The organism is Treponema sp. SP13 (assembly GCF_050938355.1).
Taxonomy (GTDB): Bacteria; Spirochaetota; Spirochaetia; order Treponematales; family Treponemataceae; genus Treponema_D; species Treponema_D socranskii.
Map to the genome: position 1 here is coordinate 38753 of NZ_JADOVM010000006.1, position 15396 is coordinate 54148.

Annotated in this window: 14 protein-coding genes; all 14 read left to right on the forward strand. The window is 52.1% G+C overall.

Annotated elements, in window-relative coordinates:
* Positions 1 to 84: 84 nt before the first annotated feature.
* The 14 genes from IZU26_RS11095 (at position 85) to flgB (ending at position 15340) form a co-directional block, all read left to right on the forward strand.
* The gene (locus IZU26_RS11095) at positions 85 to 408 is read left to right on the forward strand and encodes an FtsB family cell division protein (RefSeq protein ID WP_433279061.1); all 324 of its coding nucleotides are present in this window, start codon (positions 85 to 87) and stop codon (positions 406 to 408) included.
* Positions 395 to 1834, forward strand: a complete 1440-nt coding sequence (locus IZU26_RS11100) for a UDP-N-acetylmuramoyl-tripeptide--D-alanyl-D-alanine ligase (protein WP_433279063.1) — start codon at positions 395 to 397, stop codon at positions 1832 to 1834. The genes IZU26_RS11095 and IZU26_RS11100 overlap by 14 nt, the downstream gene beginning before the upstream one ends.
* Positions 1827 to 3008, forward strand: a complete 1182-nt coding sequence (locus tag IZU26_RS11105; protein WP_021331408.1) for an FtsW/RodA/SpoVE family cell cycle protein — start codon at positions 1827 to 1829, stop codon at positions 3006 to 3008. Before IZU26_RS11100 ends, IZU26_RS11105 begins: the two co-directional genes overlap by 8 nt.
* Entirely contained in the window at positions 3001 to 3804 is an 804-nt protein-coding gene (locus IZU26_RS11110) for a cell division protein FtsQ/DivIB (RefSeq protein WP_433279066.1), read from the forward strand. Before IZU26_RS11105 ends, IZU26_RS11110 begins: the two co-directional genes overlap by 8 nt.
* A gap of 17 nt (positions 3805 to 3821) precedes the next feature.
* The gene (ftsA, locus tag IZU26_RS11115) at positions 3822 to 5063 is read left to right on the forward strand and encodes a cell division protein FtsA (RefSeq protein WP_021331355.1); all 1242 of its coding nucleotides are present in this window, start codon (positions 3822 to 3824) and stop codon (positions 5061 to 5063) included.
* Positions 5064 to 5088: 25 nt separating this feature from the next.
* Positions 5089 to 6468: a cell division protein FtsZ gene (ftsZ, locus tag IZU26_RS11120; protein WP_433279068.1), complete on the forward strand. Its 1380-nt coding sequence runs from the start codon at positions 5089 to 5091 to the stop codon at positions 6466 to 6468.
* A gap of 12 nt (positions 6469 to 6480) precedes the next feature.
* Complete coding sequence (locus IZU26_RS11125) at positions 6481 to 7404, forward strand: tyrosine recombinase (protein ID WP_433279070.1); 924 nt, start codon at positions 6481 to 6483, stop codon at positions 7402 to 7404.
* Between the two features lie 160 nt (positions 7405 to 7564).
* Positions 7565 to 8290: a tetratricopeptide repeat protein gene (locus tag IZU26_RS11130; RefSeq protein WP_433279072.1), complete on the forward strand. Its 726-nt coding sequence runs from the start codon at positions 7565 to 7567 to the stop codon at positions 8288 to 8290.
* Positions 8280 to 9308 (forward strand): DNA-processing protein DprA, encoded by a 1029-nt coding sequence (locus tag IZU26_RS11135; protein WP_433279074.1) that lies wholly within the window; start codon positions 8280 to 8282, stop codon positions 9306 to 9308. The genes IZU26_RS11130 and IZU26_RS11135 overlap by 11 nt, the downstream gene beginning before the upstream one ends.
* A 162-nt stretch (positions 9309 to 9470) precedes the next feature.
* The gene (topA, locus tag IZU26_RS11140; RefSeq protein WP_021331401.1) at positions 9471 to 11630 is read left to right on the forward strand and encodes a type I DNA topoisomerase; all 2160 of its coding nucleotides are present in this window, start codon (positions 9471 to 9473) and stop codon (positions 11628 to 11630) included.
* Between the two features lie 14 nt (positions 11631 to 11644).
* The gene (locus IZU26_RS11145) at positions 11645 to 12550 is read left to right on the forward strand and encodes a tyrosine-type recombinase/integrase (RefSeq protein WP_433279076.1); all 906 of its coding nucleotides are present in this window, start codon (positions 11645 to 11647) and stop codon (positions 12548 to 12550) included.
* Positions 12551 to 12669: 119 nt separating this feature from the next.
* Positions 12670 to 13209, forward strand: a complete 540-nt coding sequence (hslV, locus tag IZU26_RS11150; RefSeq protein ID WP_021331371.1) for an ATP-dependent protease subunit HslV — start codon at positions 12670 to 12672, stop codon at positions 13207 to 13209.
* Positions 13210 to 13213: 4 nt separating this feature from the next.
* A complete protein-coding gene (hslU, locus tag IZU26_RS11155) occupies positions 13214 to 14800 on the forward strand; it encodes an ATP-dependent protease ATPase subunit HslU (protein WP_433279078.1) in 1587 nt (528 codons plus the stop codon).
* Between the two features lie 120 nt (positions 14801 to 14920).
* Positions 14921 to 15340: a flagellar basal body rod protein FlgB gene (gene flgB, locus IZU26_RS11160; protein ID WP_016520259.1), complete on the forward strand. Its 420-nt coding sequence runs from the start codon at positions 14921 to 14923 to the stop codon at positions 15338 to 15340.
* The last annotated feature ends 56 nt before the right edge of the window (positions 15341 to 15396 follow it).

Here is a 15396-nt window from a genome sequence, read left to right on the forward strand (position 1 = left end):
GCCGGTAAATACGTGCGCACTTACGCACGAGTGAAAACTTTTTCGGAAATTGCAATTTTCTGCAAAAGTTTTATGGGAGTGGGTATGAAACGAAAATATAGCCGTATGCGCGAAACGCTTGTCGTCTGCCTTATCGCGCTTTCAATTCCGCTTTTATTGCTTGCAGCCGGCATGCAGTCGAGAAAATACGAAGATTTATCGGACGAAGTTACGGCGCTTGAAAAAAAACAGGAATCGCTCGTCGAAGAAAATAAAAAACTCGTTACGGATATCAGTCTTTTGGCGAGTACGGAGCGCATCGAAAAGATAGCCGAAAACGAACTCGGCATGCATAAAGCGCAGACGGACGATATCGTCCGTGTGGAGATGAAGGGGAAGGACAGTGCAAAGTCTGATGGAGCGAAGTGAGCTCGTCGCTGCCGTCCGCGGTAAAGGTGTCGGGCACAGTGCAGCCGAAAGCCGATTTTGTTTTTCCTCAGTTACGACCGACAGCCGCCTCGTCGTCCCTGGCAGTCTCTTTGTACCGCTCGTCGGCACCGTGCAAAACGGGCACGCTTATATTTCCGAGTCTCTTGCAAAGGGAGCATCTGTTGTCTTCATTAACGAAAGCGAATATTCAAGCGACGAGCGCTCTTATTCGCTTTTGGCGGAAAAATATCCTCTCGCCTTTTTTGTAATCGTCTCCGATACGCTGTACGCGCTGCAGGATGCAGCGGCCGCCTATGTTGCGAAATTTCCGCGCTTAAAAAAAATCGGCATTACGGGGTCGAGCGGAAAGACGACGACAAAAGAACTCGTCGCTGCGGTTTTAAAACAAAAATATCGAGTCGTTTCGAGCGACGGCAATTTCAATTCCGAAACGGGGCTGCCGCTTTCCGTTTTTAAAATCAGGGATACGGATGAAATCGGCGTATTCGAAATGGGCATGAATCGACCGAACGAAATCGGGGAAATCGCGCGCGTTTTAAAACCGCAGTACGCCCTCATCACGAATATCGGAAGCGCGCACATAGGCATACTCGGCAGCAAAAAAAATATCGCCGTCGAAAAGCGGAAAATATTCGATTATATTCCTTCAAGCGGTGCGGCCTTTGTTCCCGCATCGGACGCATTCGCACCGTTTTTAATCGAAAACTGCAAAGGACAAATCGTCTATTTCGGAAACGATGTCGCCGAAAAAAGCGGTGCCTCTCTCGTGTCCGACGACGGCCTTGCAGGGACGGTTTTTTCCGTCGGAGGGGAGCGCGTACATTTCAAGCTTCCGGGCATGTACAATTATGAAAACGCTCTTGCAGCCGTCGCCGTCGGAAAATATTTCGGCGTAAGCGATGCCGAAATCAAAACGGCGCTTTCGTCTTTCGGCGGCGTTTCGGGAAGGAGCGAAAGCGGACATATCGCATTGAAAAACGGCAAGCGCGTTACGCTCGTCAAAGACTGTTACAACGCGAATGCCGAATCGACTGCGAGCGTTCTCTCGTTTTGCGCGTCTGCAAAAGACGTCGAGCGGAAAATATACGTACTCGGCGATATGCTCGAACTCGGAGACGTATCCCGTGACGTGCACGAAACAGCGGGCAAACAAGCGTGCAAAGCGAACGCATATAAAATCGTATTTATCGGCACGGAGATGAAATACGCTTACGATGCCGCCCTTGCTTCGGGCTTTACGGGCGCGCTGTATATTGCCGGCTCTTCCTCAAAAGCGATGAGCTGCGCGGCGGACTTCATCCTTGCAAACGCTTCCGACGGGGATTTGCTCCTGTTGAAAGGTTCCCGCGGTATGGCACTCGAGCGGATCGTTCCGCTTATTACGGCGGAGGGGTGCGATGCGTGATTATCTTTTTCTCGCCGACAAGCCCGTTTCGTCGTACCGAAAAAGCGATTCGGCTTTTATCGCGTGCGTCATCCTTTTGTGCGGACTCGGTATCTTTGCGCTTTTCGTATGCTCGCAAAATTACGCCGAACGCATGTTCGGTAATCCGTTTTATTTTGTAAAGCGCCAGCTCGTAAGCATCGTCGCCGCGCTTGCAGGATTTTTTTTGTTTGCAAGCATGCGTATAAAAATTATTAAAAATTTTTTGCCGATCTTCGTGCTTGGTGTGATCGTACTCTGTCTTTTGACCTTTGTTCCCGGCATCGCCGTTGAAAGGAACGGCGCTCATCGCTGGATACGCATGCCCTTTGCGTTTACGCTGCAGCCGTCCGAATTCGCAAAATTTGCGCTCATCCTCTTTCTTGCAAATTTTTTCGACAAGCAGGCGCGTATCGAAAATCCTGACGAAAAATCGGTACTGCCGGCCGTCATCGGTTTGACTTTCGTTTCGCTCCTCGTGTTTTTCCAACGCGATTTTTCGACGAGCGTTTTTATTTTTTGCGTCGGCCTTCTCATGTTTTTTGCGTCGGGCGCAAAGCTCACGTGGCTGCCGCCTGCGCTCCTTCTTATCGTTCCCGCAGTCGTCTTTATGATTTTGCAGGAGCCGTATCGGATCGAACGCATTATCGGATTTTTGCGGCCGGAAGAACACGTGCGCACGTATAATTACCAAAGCATTGCGGCAAAGCGCGCGATCAGTTCCGGCGGATTTTGGGGCAGCGGCATCGGGAGCGGTCTCGTTTGGATAAACAGTATTCCCGAAGTGCAGGCGGACTACATATTCGCCGGCTGGGCGGAAGCGATGGGCTTTTTCGGCGTGCTTTTGTACTTTGTCATGCTCGCAGCTTTCGCATGGCGGGGATTGAGGTCGGCGTTCGTCTGCAAAAACCGTTTTGCCGCCTACGCGTCCTTCGGCTGCATTTCCGCAGTAACGCTGCAGTCGCTGATGAACTGCGCCGTCGTCTGCGGGGCGCTTCCGGCAACCGGCATACCGCTGCCGTTTTTTTCGCTCGGCGGTTCGTCGATAATCGTAACGCTTTGTATGTGCGGCTTTATCGTCAACGCGTCGCGTTGTACGACGGAAGAAGATGAAAACGAATTTGAAGATACCGTCTATGAGGGAAAGGATGAGTGATGTGAGCATGGCGAGCTTTGCCGCCGAAAAGACCGAAACGAAAAGCGATGTAAAAACGAAGATCGTCGTCACACTCTTTTTTGTTTTTTGCGTAATTTTTTTGATCGAAATCGCCGTCTATAAATTCGCCCTTCCGAGCATGCACGCTCCGAAGATCGTCATCGGCGGGGAACGCTCGCTCTCCGACGAACAAGTGCTTTCTCTGTTGCAGTCGATGCACGGTGCGAACTGGTTTTCATTCAACGCCGAAGAAGCCGTTTCGATTTTATCGTCGGTGCCGGCGATCGATTCGGTTACCGTATCGAAGCGCTTTCCCGATAAAATATTCGTGCGCATCGCAGAACGCGAAAGCGTTGCGATGACTTTCGTTTCATCTGCGGGAAGGAGCATTCCCGTGTGTATCGATAAAAACGGCGTACTCTTCGACGATGCGGAAGTCGACAGAAAAAGCGGCGCCGTTCCGATTATCTCAGGTTTGCCGATAGAACACTTGTCTGAAGGCATGCGGATTCCCGCAAAGTACCGCACGCTCATCGAACAGATTTCGGAAATTCAAAACCGCGACAGGCGCTATTTCGCCGCTCTCGCGGAGATCTGCGTCGTTCCGAAAGAATACGGAAACTATGAACTCGCGCTTATCCCTGCGCACACGAGGATGCGCGTGCTGACCGACCGCGCATTGAACGAAGACGCGTTACAGTATATGATGGTTGTGCTCGACGTCGTCAATTCAATCGAGCCTGACGTATCGGAAATCGATCTGCGTTACGGCTCCGTTTCTTACCGGACGCGCTGAAGCGAGGATGAGCAGGTATGATTGTCGGTCTTGATATCGGTACGAACCATATACGCGTCGCGATCGGAGAACTGAACGATTCGGGCGGCATAGAAATCGCAGGGACGGCTTCGAGAAAGTCGGCGGGGCTTCGAAACGGAGTCATCGTCAATATCGAAGATGCCGCCGCCGCGATTAAAGAAGCGGTCGAAAGCGCCGAACAAACGGCCGGAGCCGAAGTGACCAAGTGTGCGATCGGCATCGGAGGCACGCAGATCGAAGGTTTGAATCAGAGGGGCATAACGCCTGTGACCGAACCGGGTCGGCCTCCGAGAGAAGTGACGAGGGGCGACATAGAGCGGGCGATCGACAATGCGCGCGCGGTTTTTATTCCTCAAGACAGAGAATTGCTGCACGTCGTCGCACAGACTTTTACCGTCGACGGTTTGAAAAATATTAAAGATCCGACGAATATGATGTGCGCCCGCCTTGAAGCGGATGTCCACGTGATCACTGCGTCGAAGACGACGATACAAAACATCAAACGCTGTGTGAGCCGCGCAGGCTACGAAGCGTCGGGCATTATGTTGAAAACGCTCGCTGCGACGCAGGCGGTCGTCCACGACGACGAAATGGATCTCGGTTCGATCCTCATCGATATGGGTGCGGGAACGACCGACGTGCTCGTGCTTTTGGGAGGGGCGCCCGTATGCACGGTGTCCATCCCCGTCGGCGGCAACCTCGTTACAAACGATATCGCGATCGTAAAGGGCATACCGGTATCGGCTGCGGAAAAGATCAAAATCGAATCGGGATGCTGTTTTATCGACAATATCGAAATCGACCGCGAAGTGATCATTCCCGGTGTCGGCGGAAGGGATCCGGAGCTTACGACACAGACCGAACTGTGCACTATCATTCAGCCGCGTGTTGAAGAAATTTTTTCGATGGTGCGGAGCGCCGTCATCAGTAATTCGAATATCCGCCGTCTTTCCGGCAATATCATCCTGACCGGAGGAGGCGCGCAGATGGAAGGCGTGGTCGAATGCGCGCAGGCGGTTTTCGGAACGAGCGCGGTGCGGATCGGCACGCCTGAAAAACTCGGAGGCGCGGAAGCCGAATACCGGCGCCCCGAATTCGCTACGGTGATAGGGCTCGTGATTGCGAATAAAAATGCTGTTCAGGAAAAGAACAGCCGTAAAAATAAAAAACTTTTTTCGTCGGAAGAGAGCGGGAAAAAAGAAAATCTGTTGACAAGGTTAAAAAAATCGTTTTTCTGAGGGGAAAAAGGGTTGGGAGGAAAACATGATGGATTTTTCGGTGATCAATGAAAGCGGCACTGCCCTCGATGCGGTGAGCCCTGCGGTTATTAAAGTCATCGGCTGTGGGGGCGGTGGCTCGAATGCGGTAAACCGAATGATCGATGCGGATATCGCGAACGTCGACTTTATCGTGTTGAATACCGATGTGCAGGATTTGAACCGATCGAAAGCCGAGACGCGGCTGGCTATCGGACGAAAGGTTGCAAAGGGACTCGGCGCCGGAGGCAATCCGAAAGTGGGGGAAGAAGCCGCCGAAGAAGACAAAGAGGCGATCGCCAATTTGCTCGAAGGCACCGACATGATCTTTATCACGGCCGGTATGGGCGGCGGCACGGGTACGGGATCGGCTCCCGTCGTCGCACGCATCGCGCGCAGTCTCGGCGTACTCACCGTCGGCGTCGTTACGACTCCCTTCGAATTCGAAGGGCCGGTACGCATGCGTCAAGCGCGCGAAGGCATCAACCGTTTGCACGAAAACGTCGATTCGCTCATCGTCATTCCGAATCAGCAGCTTTTAAAAGTCGTCGATAAAAATATGCCCATACGCCAAGCTTTCCTCGTCGCGGACGACGTTTTGCGGCAAGGCGTCGAAGGCATTTCGAATATCATCACGAAACCGGGAGACGTCAACCGCGATTTTACCGATGTCAAAAACACTATGCTCGGACAGGGAGAGGCGATTCTCGGCGTCGGTCATGCGAGCGGTGAAAACCGCGCCGTGGACGCTGCGACGAAGGCGATTAAAAATCCGCTGCTCGAAGACACGAGCATAGACGGAGCGAAAAGCGTTCTCATAAATATCTGCTCGAGCGGCGATATTTCCATGCTCGAAGTGTCGGAAATCATGAAAGTCGTCAGAGCTTCTATCGATCCCGACGCGAATATTTTGTGGGGACAAGCCATCGATCCCTCACTCGGTGAAAACGTCAGCGTTACCGTTATCGCGACGGGATTTCATGCAAGCTTTGAAAGAGGAGCTTCGGAAGATGCGCTTTCGTCTTCTTCCGCCGTACACGATTCGTCCGTCGTCACGAGCGACGAATTTTCGGACATACTCGGCGGCCGCGGTTTCGAGAGTATGCGGCAAAAGCTTTCATCCGCCGCGGAAACGAGCCTTTTCGATTCCGTCGACTCGGATGCCGAAAAAGTTCCCGTTGCGGTCGGCGCTTCTTCCGTCCGCGAACAGGTAAATCAAAAGATCGGCTCGCTCGGAAAAGCGCTTTCGGCTTCCGTTCCCCGCTATTCGCCGAGCGGTATAAAACCGCCTGCGGGATTTACCGGCGGCAACGACATCGCGCAGCCGGCGTGCTGGCGGGCGAGCGGCCGCGGAGAATTGTCGCGGACGATCAGACTGCAGGATTAATACGGAATCCGTATGGCTGAAAAATTGACGATTCCGGTCATACTCTCGCGTTTTTACACGGATATTGTGCTTGTGTTGCGGCGCTCGCAGAAAACGGCGGAAACCTATCGGCTTTCTGCGAGCGAGTTTTTGTCGTGGTGCGTCGAAAAAAAAATAAAGCTGCACGATATCGATTTTCGCGAACTCACGTATTATCTCGTTTGGAAAAAAACGAAAGGCTGTACGGAGCTTACGATCGCAAAAGATATTTCAGCGCTGCGCGCTTTCGGATCTTATCTCACGAGGCTCGGTATATGGAGCGAGAATTTTGCCCTCGCGCTCGACCGGCCGAAAGCCGCCCGTCCGCTGCCGCGCGTCCTTTCAGTCTCTCAGATCGAGTCGTTTCTTTCGTCCATCGATACGTCGGAGCCCTTGGGACTTCGCGATGCGGCGCTGTTCGAACTTATCTATTCGTGCGGGCTTCGCGCAAGCGAAGCGGCTTCTCTTCTCATGCAAAACGTGCATTTGAACGAACGCATCATCCTCGTGCGAGGTAAGGGCGATAAAGAGCGTATCGTGCCCTTCGGAGATGCGGCGAAGGAAAAACTTTCCGCATACCTTTCCGAGTCTCGGCCGCGCCTTGTCGGGAAAAAAACGGTCGCCGAAGTTTTCGTCAATTACCGCGGCGATCCTCTTTCGCGAAAAGGTTTGTGGAAGCGATTTTGCGGGTATGAAGCGAAAAGCGGCGTTCGTGCAAAAGTGCACACGCTGCGCCATTCGTTTGCGACGCACTTGCTCGCAGGAGGGGCTGATCTGCGCTCCGTTCAGGAATTGCTCGGTCACGCGGATCTTTCGACGACACAGATTTATACGCACGTCGATGACGAACAGCTTCGGAAAAATCACGAAAAATATTTTCCGGGCCATGCGGCAAAAGGCGACGTATCCGCGCCCTAATGTGCTGCTGCCGCACTGTTGCCGGGAGTGCGGGCGTTCGGCAAAAATAAAACGTATCCGTGCGCGATGTGCGTCGTCTTTGCCTTTCGATTGCCTTGTTCTTGCAATTTTATTATATATTGTTATATTGATACGGAAAGATTCGAAAATCGAGGTTGCTATGAAAAAAATACATATAACGGCAAGTTTATTATTATTAATTTTAATGTTCGTTTCATGCGGATCGTCGAATGCAGCCGTCAAACGTCTGCAGCAGACGGAAGAAGGCGTTTCGTCTCCGACGACGATCGACGAATACAAAGAGGCTATCGCAAAATACGAAAAGCGCGTTGCGGATATAACGCTTGCGAACGAGCAAATCGGCATTTGGTATAAGATACTCGGCTCGCGCTATATCGATTTGAAGATGTGGGGCGAAGCGCTTTCGTGTTATCAAAAGGCGATCGAGTATTATCCGACAAATCAAAACCTCTATTACTATGTCGGCGTGTGCGCGGGTTATATGGCGCATTCGGCGCTCGATTACGATGCGACGGGCAGTACGACAAAAAAATATAATTATTTGAAATTGTCGGAGTCGGCATATCTCCGCGCGATCGCGATCGAAAGCCGCTATGTCCGCGCGCTCTACGGACTCGGCGTGCTCTATGTGTTCGAACTCGGCGAAAGCGAAAAAGCGATCCCGTATCTTAAAACGCTTTTAAGCATCGATACGGGACATACCGATGCGAAATTCGTTCTTGCGAACGCGTATTTCCGTACCGGAGATTTTCAAGCGTCGGCGGATATGTACGATTCCATTATTAAAACGACGAAAGATAAAGAAAAAAAGGCGAGCGCGGAAGCAAATAAAAAAATCGCTTTGGATGCGGCCTATGGGCGTTGAGAAGGAAAACTATTTTCTTTCTCTGTGTCTTGCGGGCGTATCGTTTTTGACGCTGCGTGAAAAAAATATTTTACTGAAGAACCTTGACAGTGCCGCCGCCCTTGCGCTACTGTCTATAGACGATATCGCAACGCTTGTCGGAAGAACTTTTCGAGCCGCGGTGTGGAACGGCCCTTCGTGCGTACGCGAAGCGGAAAAGGCCGAAAGGATTATTAAAGCGTTCGGCATCGAAACGATTTTAAACGGGGAAGCTTTATATCCCGCGCTTCTTGCGGAAGCGGAAAATGCGCCTTTTATGTTGTTTTGCCGAGGAGACGTATCCTGTCTTTCAGGCGAAACGGTTTCCGTCGTCGGAACGCGGCGTATGACGAGAGAAGGAAAAGAAGCGGCTTTTTCGTTTGCGCACGATGCCGCCCGAAACGGTGTTACGGTCGTGTCGGGTCTCGCGTACGGAATCGACGCTTCGGTTCACGCGGGAGCCGTCGATGCCTGTTTCGATGCGATGGAAGCGGGAACTGAAAAAAATTGCGGAAAGACCGCGGCCATCCTTCCGTGCGGAGCGGATATGATCGTTCCGTCTTCGCATAAAAGGCTTGCGGAAAAAATTATTAAAACGGGCGGGGTTCTCGTAAGCGAATATCTTCCGGGAGTCCCTGCCGAAGCGTGGAGATTCGTGCACAGAAACCGCATCATCGCGGCTCTGTCGCCTGCGACCGTCGTCGTTGAATCGCCCCCGGGAAGCGGCGCGCTCATTACGGCGCAGTACGCCCTCGATTATAACCGCGACGTGATGATTCACGAAGCGGCGTTTTCCGCTCCTGCAAAGGCGGTTTCGCGGCAAGCGAAGTGCGAGCTCGAAAAAAAGATCGAGAGGGGAGAAGCCGCAAAAGGAAAGACCGAGCGAACGGCGGAAAAATACGTCGCCGACGGCGCTCCGGTTATAAAAGATTATGCCGATTACCGCCGCTGCCGCTCGGAATCCCCCGGTGCGCGAAGCGGCGAGCCCTCTCTTTTTTAAGAGGGGCGAAAATTTTGAAAAAATCGCTCGGGGCAAGTTTTTTAAGATGCCCTTATACGCGGCTGTCCAAAAACTGAAGTTTTTGGACAGTTTCCTTAATTGCACTACGGGTGCGGCGCGGAATGCCGCACTCTCGCGTTAAAATTTTTATGGGAGAATGCTATGGCTGATGCAGCAAAAAAACGTGCTTCAAAAACAAAAGAATCGACGCTCGTGATTGTCGAATCTCCGGCAAAAGCGCATACGATCGAAAAATATCTCGGCCCGGGCTATACGGTAAAAGCGTCCATGGGACACTTGATCGATTTACCGAAATCGCGCCTTGCGATCGATGTCGATCACGATTTTCAGCCCGAATACATCACCGTGAGAGGCAGGGCAAAATTATTAAAAGAGCTGCAAAAGGATGCGAAAAAATCGACGTCCGTCCTGCTCGCAAGCGATAACGACCGCGAAGGAGAAGCGATCGCGTGGCATTTGAATAAGGCGCTGAAAGAAAAGACGAGCGCTCCGATCAGCCGCATCGTGTTCAACGAAATCACGCCGATTGCGATTAAAGAAGCGGTCAAGCATCCCGACGAAATCGTCGAAAGCAAAGTGAACGCGCAAAAAGCGCGGCGCGTGCTCGACCGTCTCGTCGGCTACAATTTAAGTCCGCTTTTGTGGAGTAAAGTGAAAAACGGTCTTTCGGCCGGCCGCGTGCAGTCGGTCGCGCTTCGTCTCATCTGCGAGCGCGAAGAAGAAGTGGAAAATTTTCTGCCCGAAGAATATTGGACGCTCGATGCGGATTTTGTAAAAGGCAAAACGACATTTACCGCTCAGCTCGTTTCGTACAAGGGTGAAAAGGCTGAATTGAAAAACGAAGCCGAAGTCAATAAAATCATCGACTTGATAAAAAATTCCGACTGCACGGTCGTAAGCGTAAAGACGACCGATAAGACGGTAAAACCGAAAGCGCCGTTTACGACGTCGAAATTGCAGCAGGCGGCCGCAAACCGCCTCGGCTACACGTCGAGGAAAACCATGCAGATCGCGCAGCAGCTCTATGAAGGCGTCAACGTCGGTGAAAGCCGCGTAGGTCTCATCACGTATATGCGTACCGACTCCGTGCGCATTTCGCAAACCGCCCTCGACGAAGTACGCTCGTGGCTTTCAAAAAATTATCCCGACGACTTGCCTGCCGAACCTGTAAAGTATGAAGTCGGAAAAGCGGCTCAGGACGCGCACGAAGGCATCCGCCCGACCTACGTGTCGTATACGCCCGATTCGATAAAAGAATATTTGACGCGCGATCAGCTTCGCCTCTATTCGATCATTTGGGAGCGTTTCGTTTCGAGTCAGATGAACAACGCGAAGACGCGGACGACGAGCGTCGAAATCGCTTCGGGCGATGCGATTTTCCGCGCATCCGCAAGCAAAATAGTCGACAAGGGTTTTTATCATGTCATCAAACTCCTTTCGTCGAAAGAGGATAAAACCGGAAATCTCCCTTCGCTGAAAGAAGGCGAAAAAATCGCGTGCGAAAAATTTTATCCCGAACAGCACTTTACTCAAGGGCCCGCGCGCTACACCGATGCGTCCATCGTTCGAACGCTCGAAGAAAAGGGGATAGGCAGACCTTCGACTTATGCGCCGATCATTTCGGTTTTGCTCGACCGCTATTATGTAACGCGGACGAACCGTCAGCTCGTGCCGACTGTCCTCGGCCGCATGATATGCAAAATCCTCGTCGAGTCATTTCCGAACGTCATCAACGAACATTTTACCGCGGAAGTCGAAAACGATCTCGACAAAGTGGAGCAGGGCGCGCTCGTGTGGAACGGAATGATAAAAGATTTTTACGGCCCGTTCAAAAAACGCGTCGACGACGTGATGGAAACGCAGGAAAGCGTCAAAGGCTTTCTCGACGAAAAAACCGATATCGTGTGCGAAAAATGCGGAAAGCCCATGGTCAAAAAACTCGGCCGCTTCGGATACTTTCTCGCCTGTTCGGGATTTCCCGAATGCCGCAACACGCGTTCGATCCCGCTTGCGAAGTGCCCGATGCCCGGCTGCGACGGAGAGATCGTCGCACGGAAAACGAAGGGAAGGGGCAAAGAATTCTACGGCTGTACGAATTACCCGAAGTGCAATTTTATTTCGCATTTCAAACCGATCGATCAGTATTGTCCGAAGTGCGGATGGTTTCTCGTCGAAAAATACGATAAAAAGAACGGCACGTATAAATCGTGCATTAATCCCGACTGCACCTTTTTGCACTCCGCCGACGATGCTGCGGCTTTTGAAAAAGAGTCGGAAGGTGCTCCCGAGTCTCGGCAATAGCGCAGGGTAAACCGATGCGCCTTTCGGATGCGATAGACGAATTTTTGCTCTACCTCGAAGCCGTGCGCGGACTTTCGCTCAATTCCGTTTGTGCGTACCGAAACGATTTGCGACGCCTTTCGGCTTTTTTGGGCGCGGAAAAAGACGTGAAGGAAGCGTCCGCCGAAGATATCAGAAGCTGCATCGGAGTTCTTTCAAAAGAAAAAAAATCAAGCGCAACCGTAAACCGCTTTATCGCCGCGTGTAGAACTTTTTTTGCCTATTGCAAAAAATTTGAGTATATTAATACAGATCCCGCAGAGGAAATCAAAACGGTAAAGATGCCGCATCACGTGCCGCGCTTTTTAACCGGCGCGGAAGTCGACGAGCTGTGCGCCGTACCGAAAGAAAAAGAAATCCTGTGGGCGTCTCGTGACAGCGCTATTTTGGAAATGCTCTATTCGTCGGGGTGCCGCGTTTCGGAGCTCGCTTCCGTTCGCTTAAGCGATATGTCGGAAGATTTTTCTTCCGCTCTCGTCACCGGAAAGGGCAGTAAAGACCGCCGCGTGTATTTCGGAGAAGATGCGCAAAAAGCGTTCAAAGCGTATCTTGCCGACAGGAAAAAGTTTTTTGCAAAAAAACGTATGACGGACAATGTGAGCGAAATATTCGTCAACAGGAGAGGCACCGCTCTCGGTGCGCACGGCATCCGCTGGATACTGTCGCGCTATTCGGGTGCGGAAGGGACGGCTCGCCATATTTCGCCGCACGCGCTTCGGCATACGTTTGCGACCGCGATGATTTCACAAGGCGCGGACGTGCGCGTCGTGCAGGAGCTTTTGGGACACGCGAGCATTTCGACGACGCAGCGCTATACGCATATCACGACGGAGCGTCTTATCGAATTGTATGAAAAAGCGCATCCGCACGGAAAAGGGTGAGATAATTGATAATGAGATAATTGTTAATTGTGTGGAATCGAATCGATTGCGAAGCGGCGGCAAAAGCGCCGGTGTAAAACGGCCGCGCCGCTTATTTTTTTATTTTTGTTGGAGTGTATATGGCTGCAAGAAAAATTCACAGTACGACGGTTATCGCCGTCCGCCGGAACGGAAAGGTTGCGATGGCGGGCGACGGACAGGTGACCGCGGGTAATACGGTCGTAAAGGGCAACGCGCGCAAAGTGCGCAAAATATACGACGGCAAAGTGCTTACGGGATTCGCAGGTTCGGTTGCGGACGCGTTTACGCTGTTCGATAAATTCGAAGAAAAATTAAAAGAGTATTCGGGCGACATCATGCGCAGCGCCGTCGCGCTTGCCAAAATGTGGCGTACCGAGCGTTCGCTGCAAAAGCTCGAAGCCGAGCTCCTCGTCGCCGACGGAACGAAGATACTGCTCATTTCAGGCGACGGCAACGTCATCGAACCGGAAAACGACGTGTGCGCGATCGGAAGCGGGGGAAATTATGCGTATTCGGCGGCTCTCGCGTATCTCGAAAGCTCCGATATGAGCGCTTCGGAAATTGCGGAAAAGAGTCTTGAAATTGCGGGCAAAATTTGCATCTATACGAACGGCAATTTGACGGTAGAGGAGGCATAAACGCATGAGCGACGTACCGGCAGAAGTACACACGGATTTGACGCCGAAGGAAATAGTCCTCAGGCTCGATCAATACATCATCGGACAGGAAAAGGCGAAGCGCGCGGTCGCCGTTGCGCTGCGTAACCGCTACCGCCGTTTGAAACTCCCCGAAGATATCCGCGACGAAGTTGCGCCGAAAAATATCCTCATGATAGGACCGACCGGCGTCGGCAAAACGGAAATCGCGCGGCGGCTTGCAAAGCTGTGTTCGGCGCCCTTTTTAAAAGTCGAAGCGACGAAGTACACCGAAGTCGGCTACGTCGGGCGCGACGTCGAATCGATGATACGCGATTTGATGGCGGTCGGTTTCAACGACGTCAAAGCGGAAATGGAAGAACGTTTGCGCGAAAAAAGCGTACCCCTCGTCGAAGACCGGCTTCTCGATCTCCTGCTCCCCGGTTCCGCCGAAAAAGACAGGGCTGCAAAAGCGAACGAAAAAAAAGATGCGGCTGTCCTCGGAAATATCTTTACGTTTATAAACGGAAGCGGAGCGGGCGGAGCGGAATCGAAAGCGTCATCTCTTTCCGATCGGTCGGGCAGCGCTTCGGAAAAAGATGCTACACGGAATGCGTCATCGGAAAGATCCGCTTTATACGATGCGGTATCGGAAGCGGCCGCCTCATCCGATGCGGAAGCGCAGAGTGAAAGCCGGCAAAAAGAAAGCTCGACGCGGGAAAAGTTGCGCACGATGCTGCGCGAAGGAAAGCTCGAAGAGAGAGAAGTGGAGCTTACGATACATCCTCAGTTTCAAATGCCGAGCATGGAAATCATCGCCGGCGGCAATATGGAAGATCTCGAAAGCAGTATGCAGAGCATCGCCGGTATGTTTTCGGGCGGAAACAAAGCGAAGCGGAGAACCGTGACGATCCACGAAGCGCGGAAAATCATAAGCGGAGAAGTGCTCGACACGATGATCGACCGCGATAAAGTCGCATCCGAAGCGAAAAAACGGGTCGAACAAAACGGCATCATCTTTATCGACGAAATCGATAAGATCGCGACGAAAAACGGAGAATCGCGCGGGCAGGACGTTTCCCGCGAAGGCGTGCAGCGCGACATCCTTCCGATCGTCGAAGGCAGCAATGTAAATACGAAGTACGGCGTCGTCGATACCTCTCATATTTTGTTTATCGCGGCCGGAGCGTTCAGCGTTTCGGCTCCGAGCGATTTGATTCCCGAACTGCAGGGACGCTTTCCGCTGCGCGTGGAACTCGATGCGCTCAAAAAAGACGATTTCAAAAAAATCCTCACCGAGCCGAAAAACGCGCTTACAAAACAGTACGTTGCGCTCCTCGAAACGGAAGGAGTGACGGTACGTTTTGCCGAGGATGCGATCGACCGTATGAGCTTTCTCGCCGAAGACGTAAACGCAAAGAGCGAAAACATCGGCGCGAGGCGGCTCCACACGATTATGGAAAAAGTGCTCGACGATATTTCGTTTACCGCGGATGAACATGCAGGCGAAACGATCGATATCGACGCGGCATACGTCGACGACAAGCTCAAAGATATCGTCACCGACGGCGATATGTCGCGCTATATACTCTAAGGCTGTACAGCGAGTTTTCCGCCGAAATATCTTTTCGGCGGGAATCCTCTTTTATACGCCCCGCCGATTCTCCCTTATTTTCCGCTAAACCCCTTTCCGCTATCTGCCGAAATTTGTAGTATGAGTACCTTTACGAGGGCGGTCGATTTACTGCACCGCGGTATGGATGTCAATACGCTGCGCTATCAAGTGTCGGCGAACAATATGGCCGCAAGCGGCGTACCGAATTTCAAACGCAGCGTCGTCAATTTTGAAAGCGAACTCAAACGCGCGTTCGAATCGGAAGAAAAGGCGAAAAACGGTTTTCAGCTGACGCGAACCGACGAAAGGCATTTTGCGCTCAACGAGCCCTATGATTACCGCGACGTCGAGCCGAGGCGCGTCCTCGATTATACGACGACTGCGAAGCCGAACGGCAACAACGTCGATGCGGAAACCGAAGCGATGATCGTTTTGCAGTCGCAGATGCAGTATCGCATGATGGCTTCTCTTATCAATTTCGAATTTTCGCAAGTGAACACTGCGATGCAAAAAGGCTGATAGGCACTTCTAAACTATAGCTTAAACTGCGCGTAAAAGGCGCGCACTTTACGGGA

Excerpts from the sequence above, each read along its gene's own strand:
- hslU (WP_433279078.1), top strand. The coding sequence starts at position 13,214 with ATGAGCGACGTACCGGCAGAAGTACACACGGATTTGACGCCGAAGGAA.
- IZU26_RS11130 (WP_433279072.1), top strand. The coding sequence starts at position 7,565 with ATGAAAAAAATACATATAACGGCAAGTTTATTATTATTAATTTTAATG.
- hslV (WP_021331371.1), top strand. The coding sequence starts at position 12,670 with ATGGCTGCAAGAAAAATTCACAGTACGACGGTTATCGCCGTCCGCCGG.
- IZU26_RS11110 (WP_433279066.1), top strand. The coding sequence starts at position 3,001 with ATGAGTGATGTGAGCATGGCGAGCTTTGCCGCCGAAAAGACCGAAACG.
- flgB (WP_016520259.1), top strand. The coding sequence starts at position 14,921 with ATGAGTACCTTTACGAGGGCGGTCGATTTACTGCACCGCGGTATGGAT.
- IZU26_RS11105 (WP_021331408.1), top strand. The coding sequence starts at position 1,827 with ATGCGTGATTATCTTTTTCTCGCCGACAAGCCCGTTTCGTCGTACCGA.
- IZU26_RS11135 (WP_433279074.1), top strand. The coding sequence starts at position 8,280 with ATGGGCGTTGAGAAGGAAAACTATTTTCTTTCTCTGTGTCTTGCGGGC.
- IZU26_RS11100 (WP_433279063.1), top strand. The coding sequence starts at position 395 with ATGGAGCGAAGTGAGCTCGTCGCTGCCGTCCGCGGTAAAGGTGTCGGG.
- topA (WP_021331401.1), top strand. The coding sequence starts at position 9,471 with ATGGCTGATGCAGCAAAAAAACGTGCTTCAAAAACAAAAGAATCGACG.
- IZU26_RS11095 (WP_433279061.1), top strand. The coding sequence starts at position 85 with ATGAAACGAAAATATAGCCGTATGCGCGAAACGCTTGTCGTCTGCCTT.
- ftsZ (WP_433279068.1), top strand. The coding sequence starts at position 5,089 with ATGATGGATTTTTCGGTGATCAATGAAAGCGGCACTGCCCTCGATGCG.
- ftsA (WP_021331355.1), top strand. The coding sequence starts at position 3,822 with ATGATTGTCGGTCTTGATATCGGTACGAACCATATACGCGTCGCGATC.
- IZU26_RS11145 (WP_433279076.1), top strand. The coding sequence starts at position 11,645 with ATGCGCCTTTCGGATGCGATAGACGAATTTTTGCTCTACCTCGAAGCC.
- IZU26_RS11125 (WP_433279070.1), top strand. The coding sequence starts at position 6,481 with ATGGCTGAAAAATTGACGATTCCGGTCATACTCTCGCGTTTTTACACG.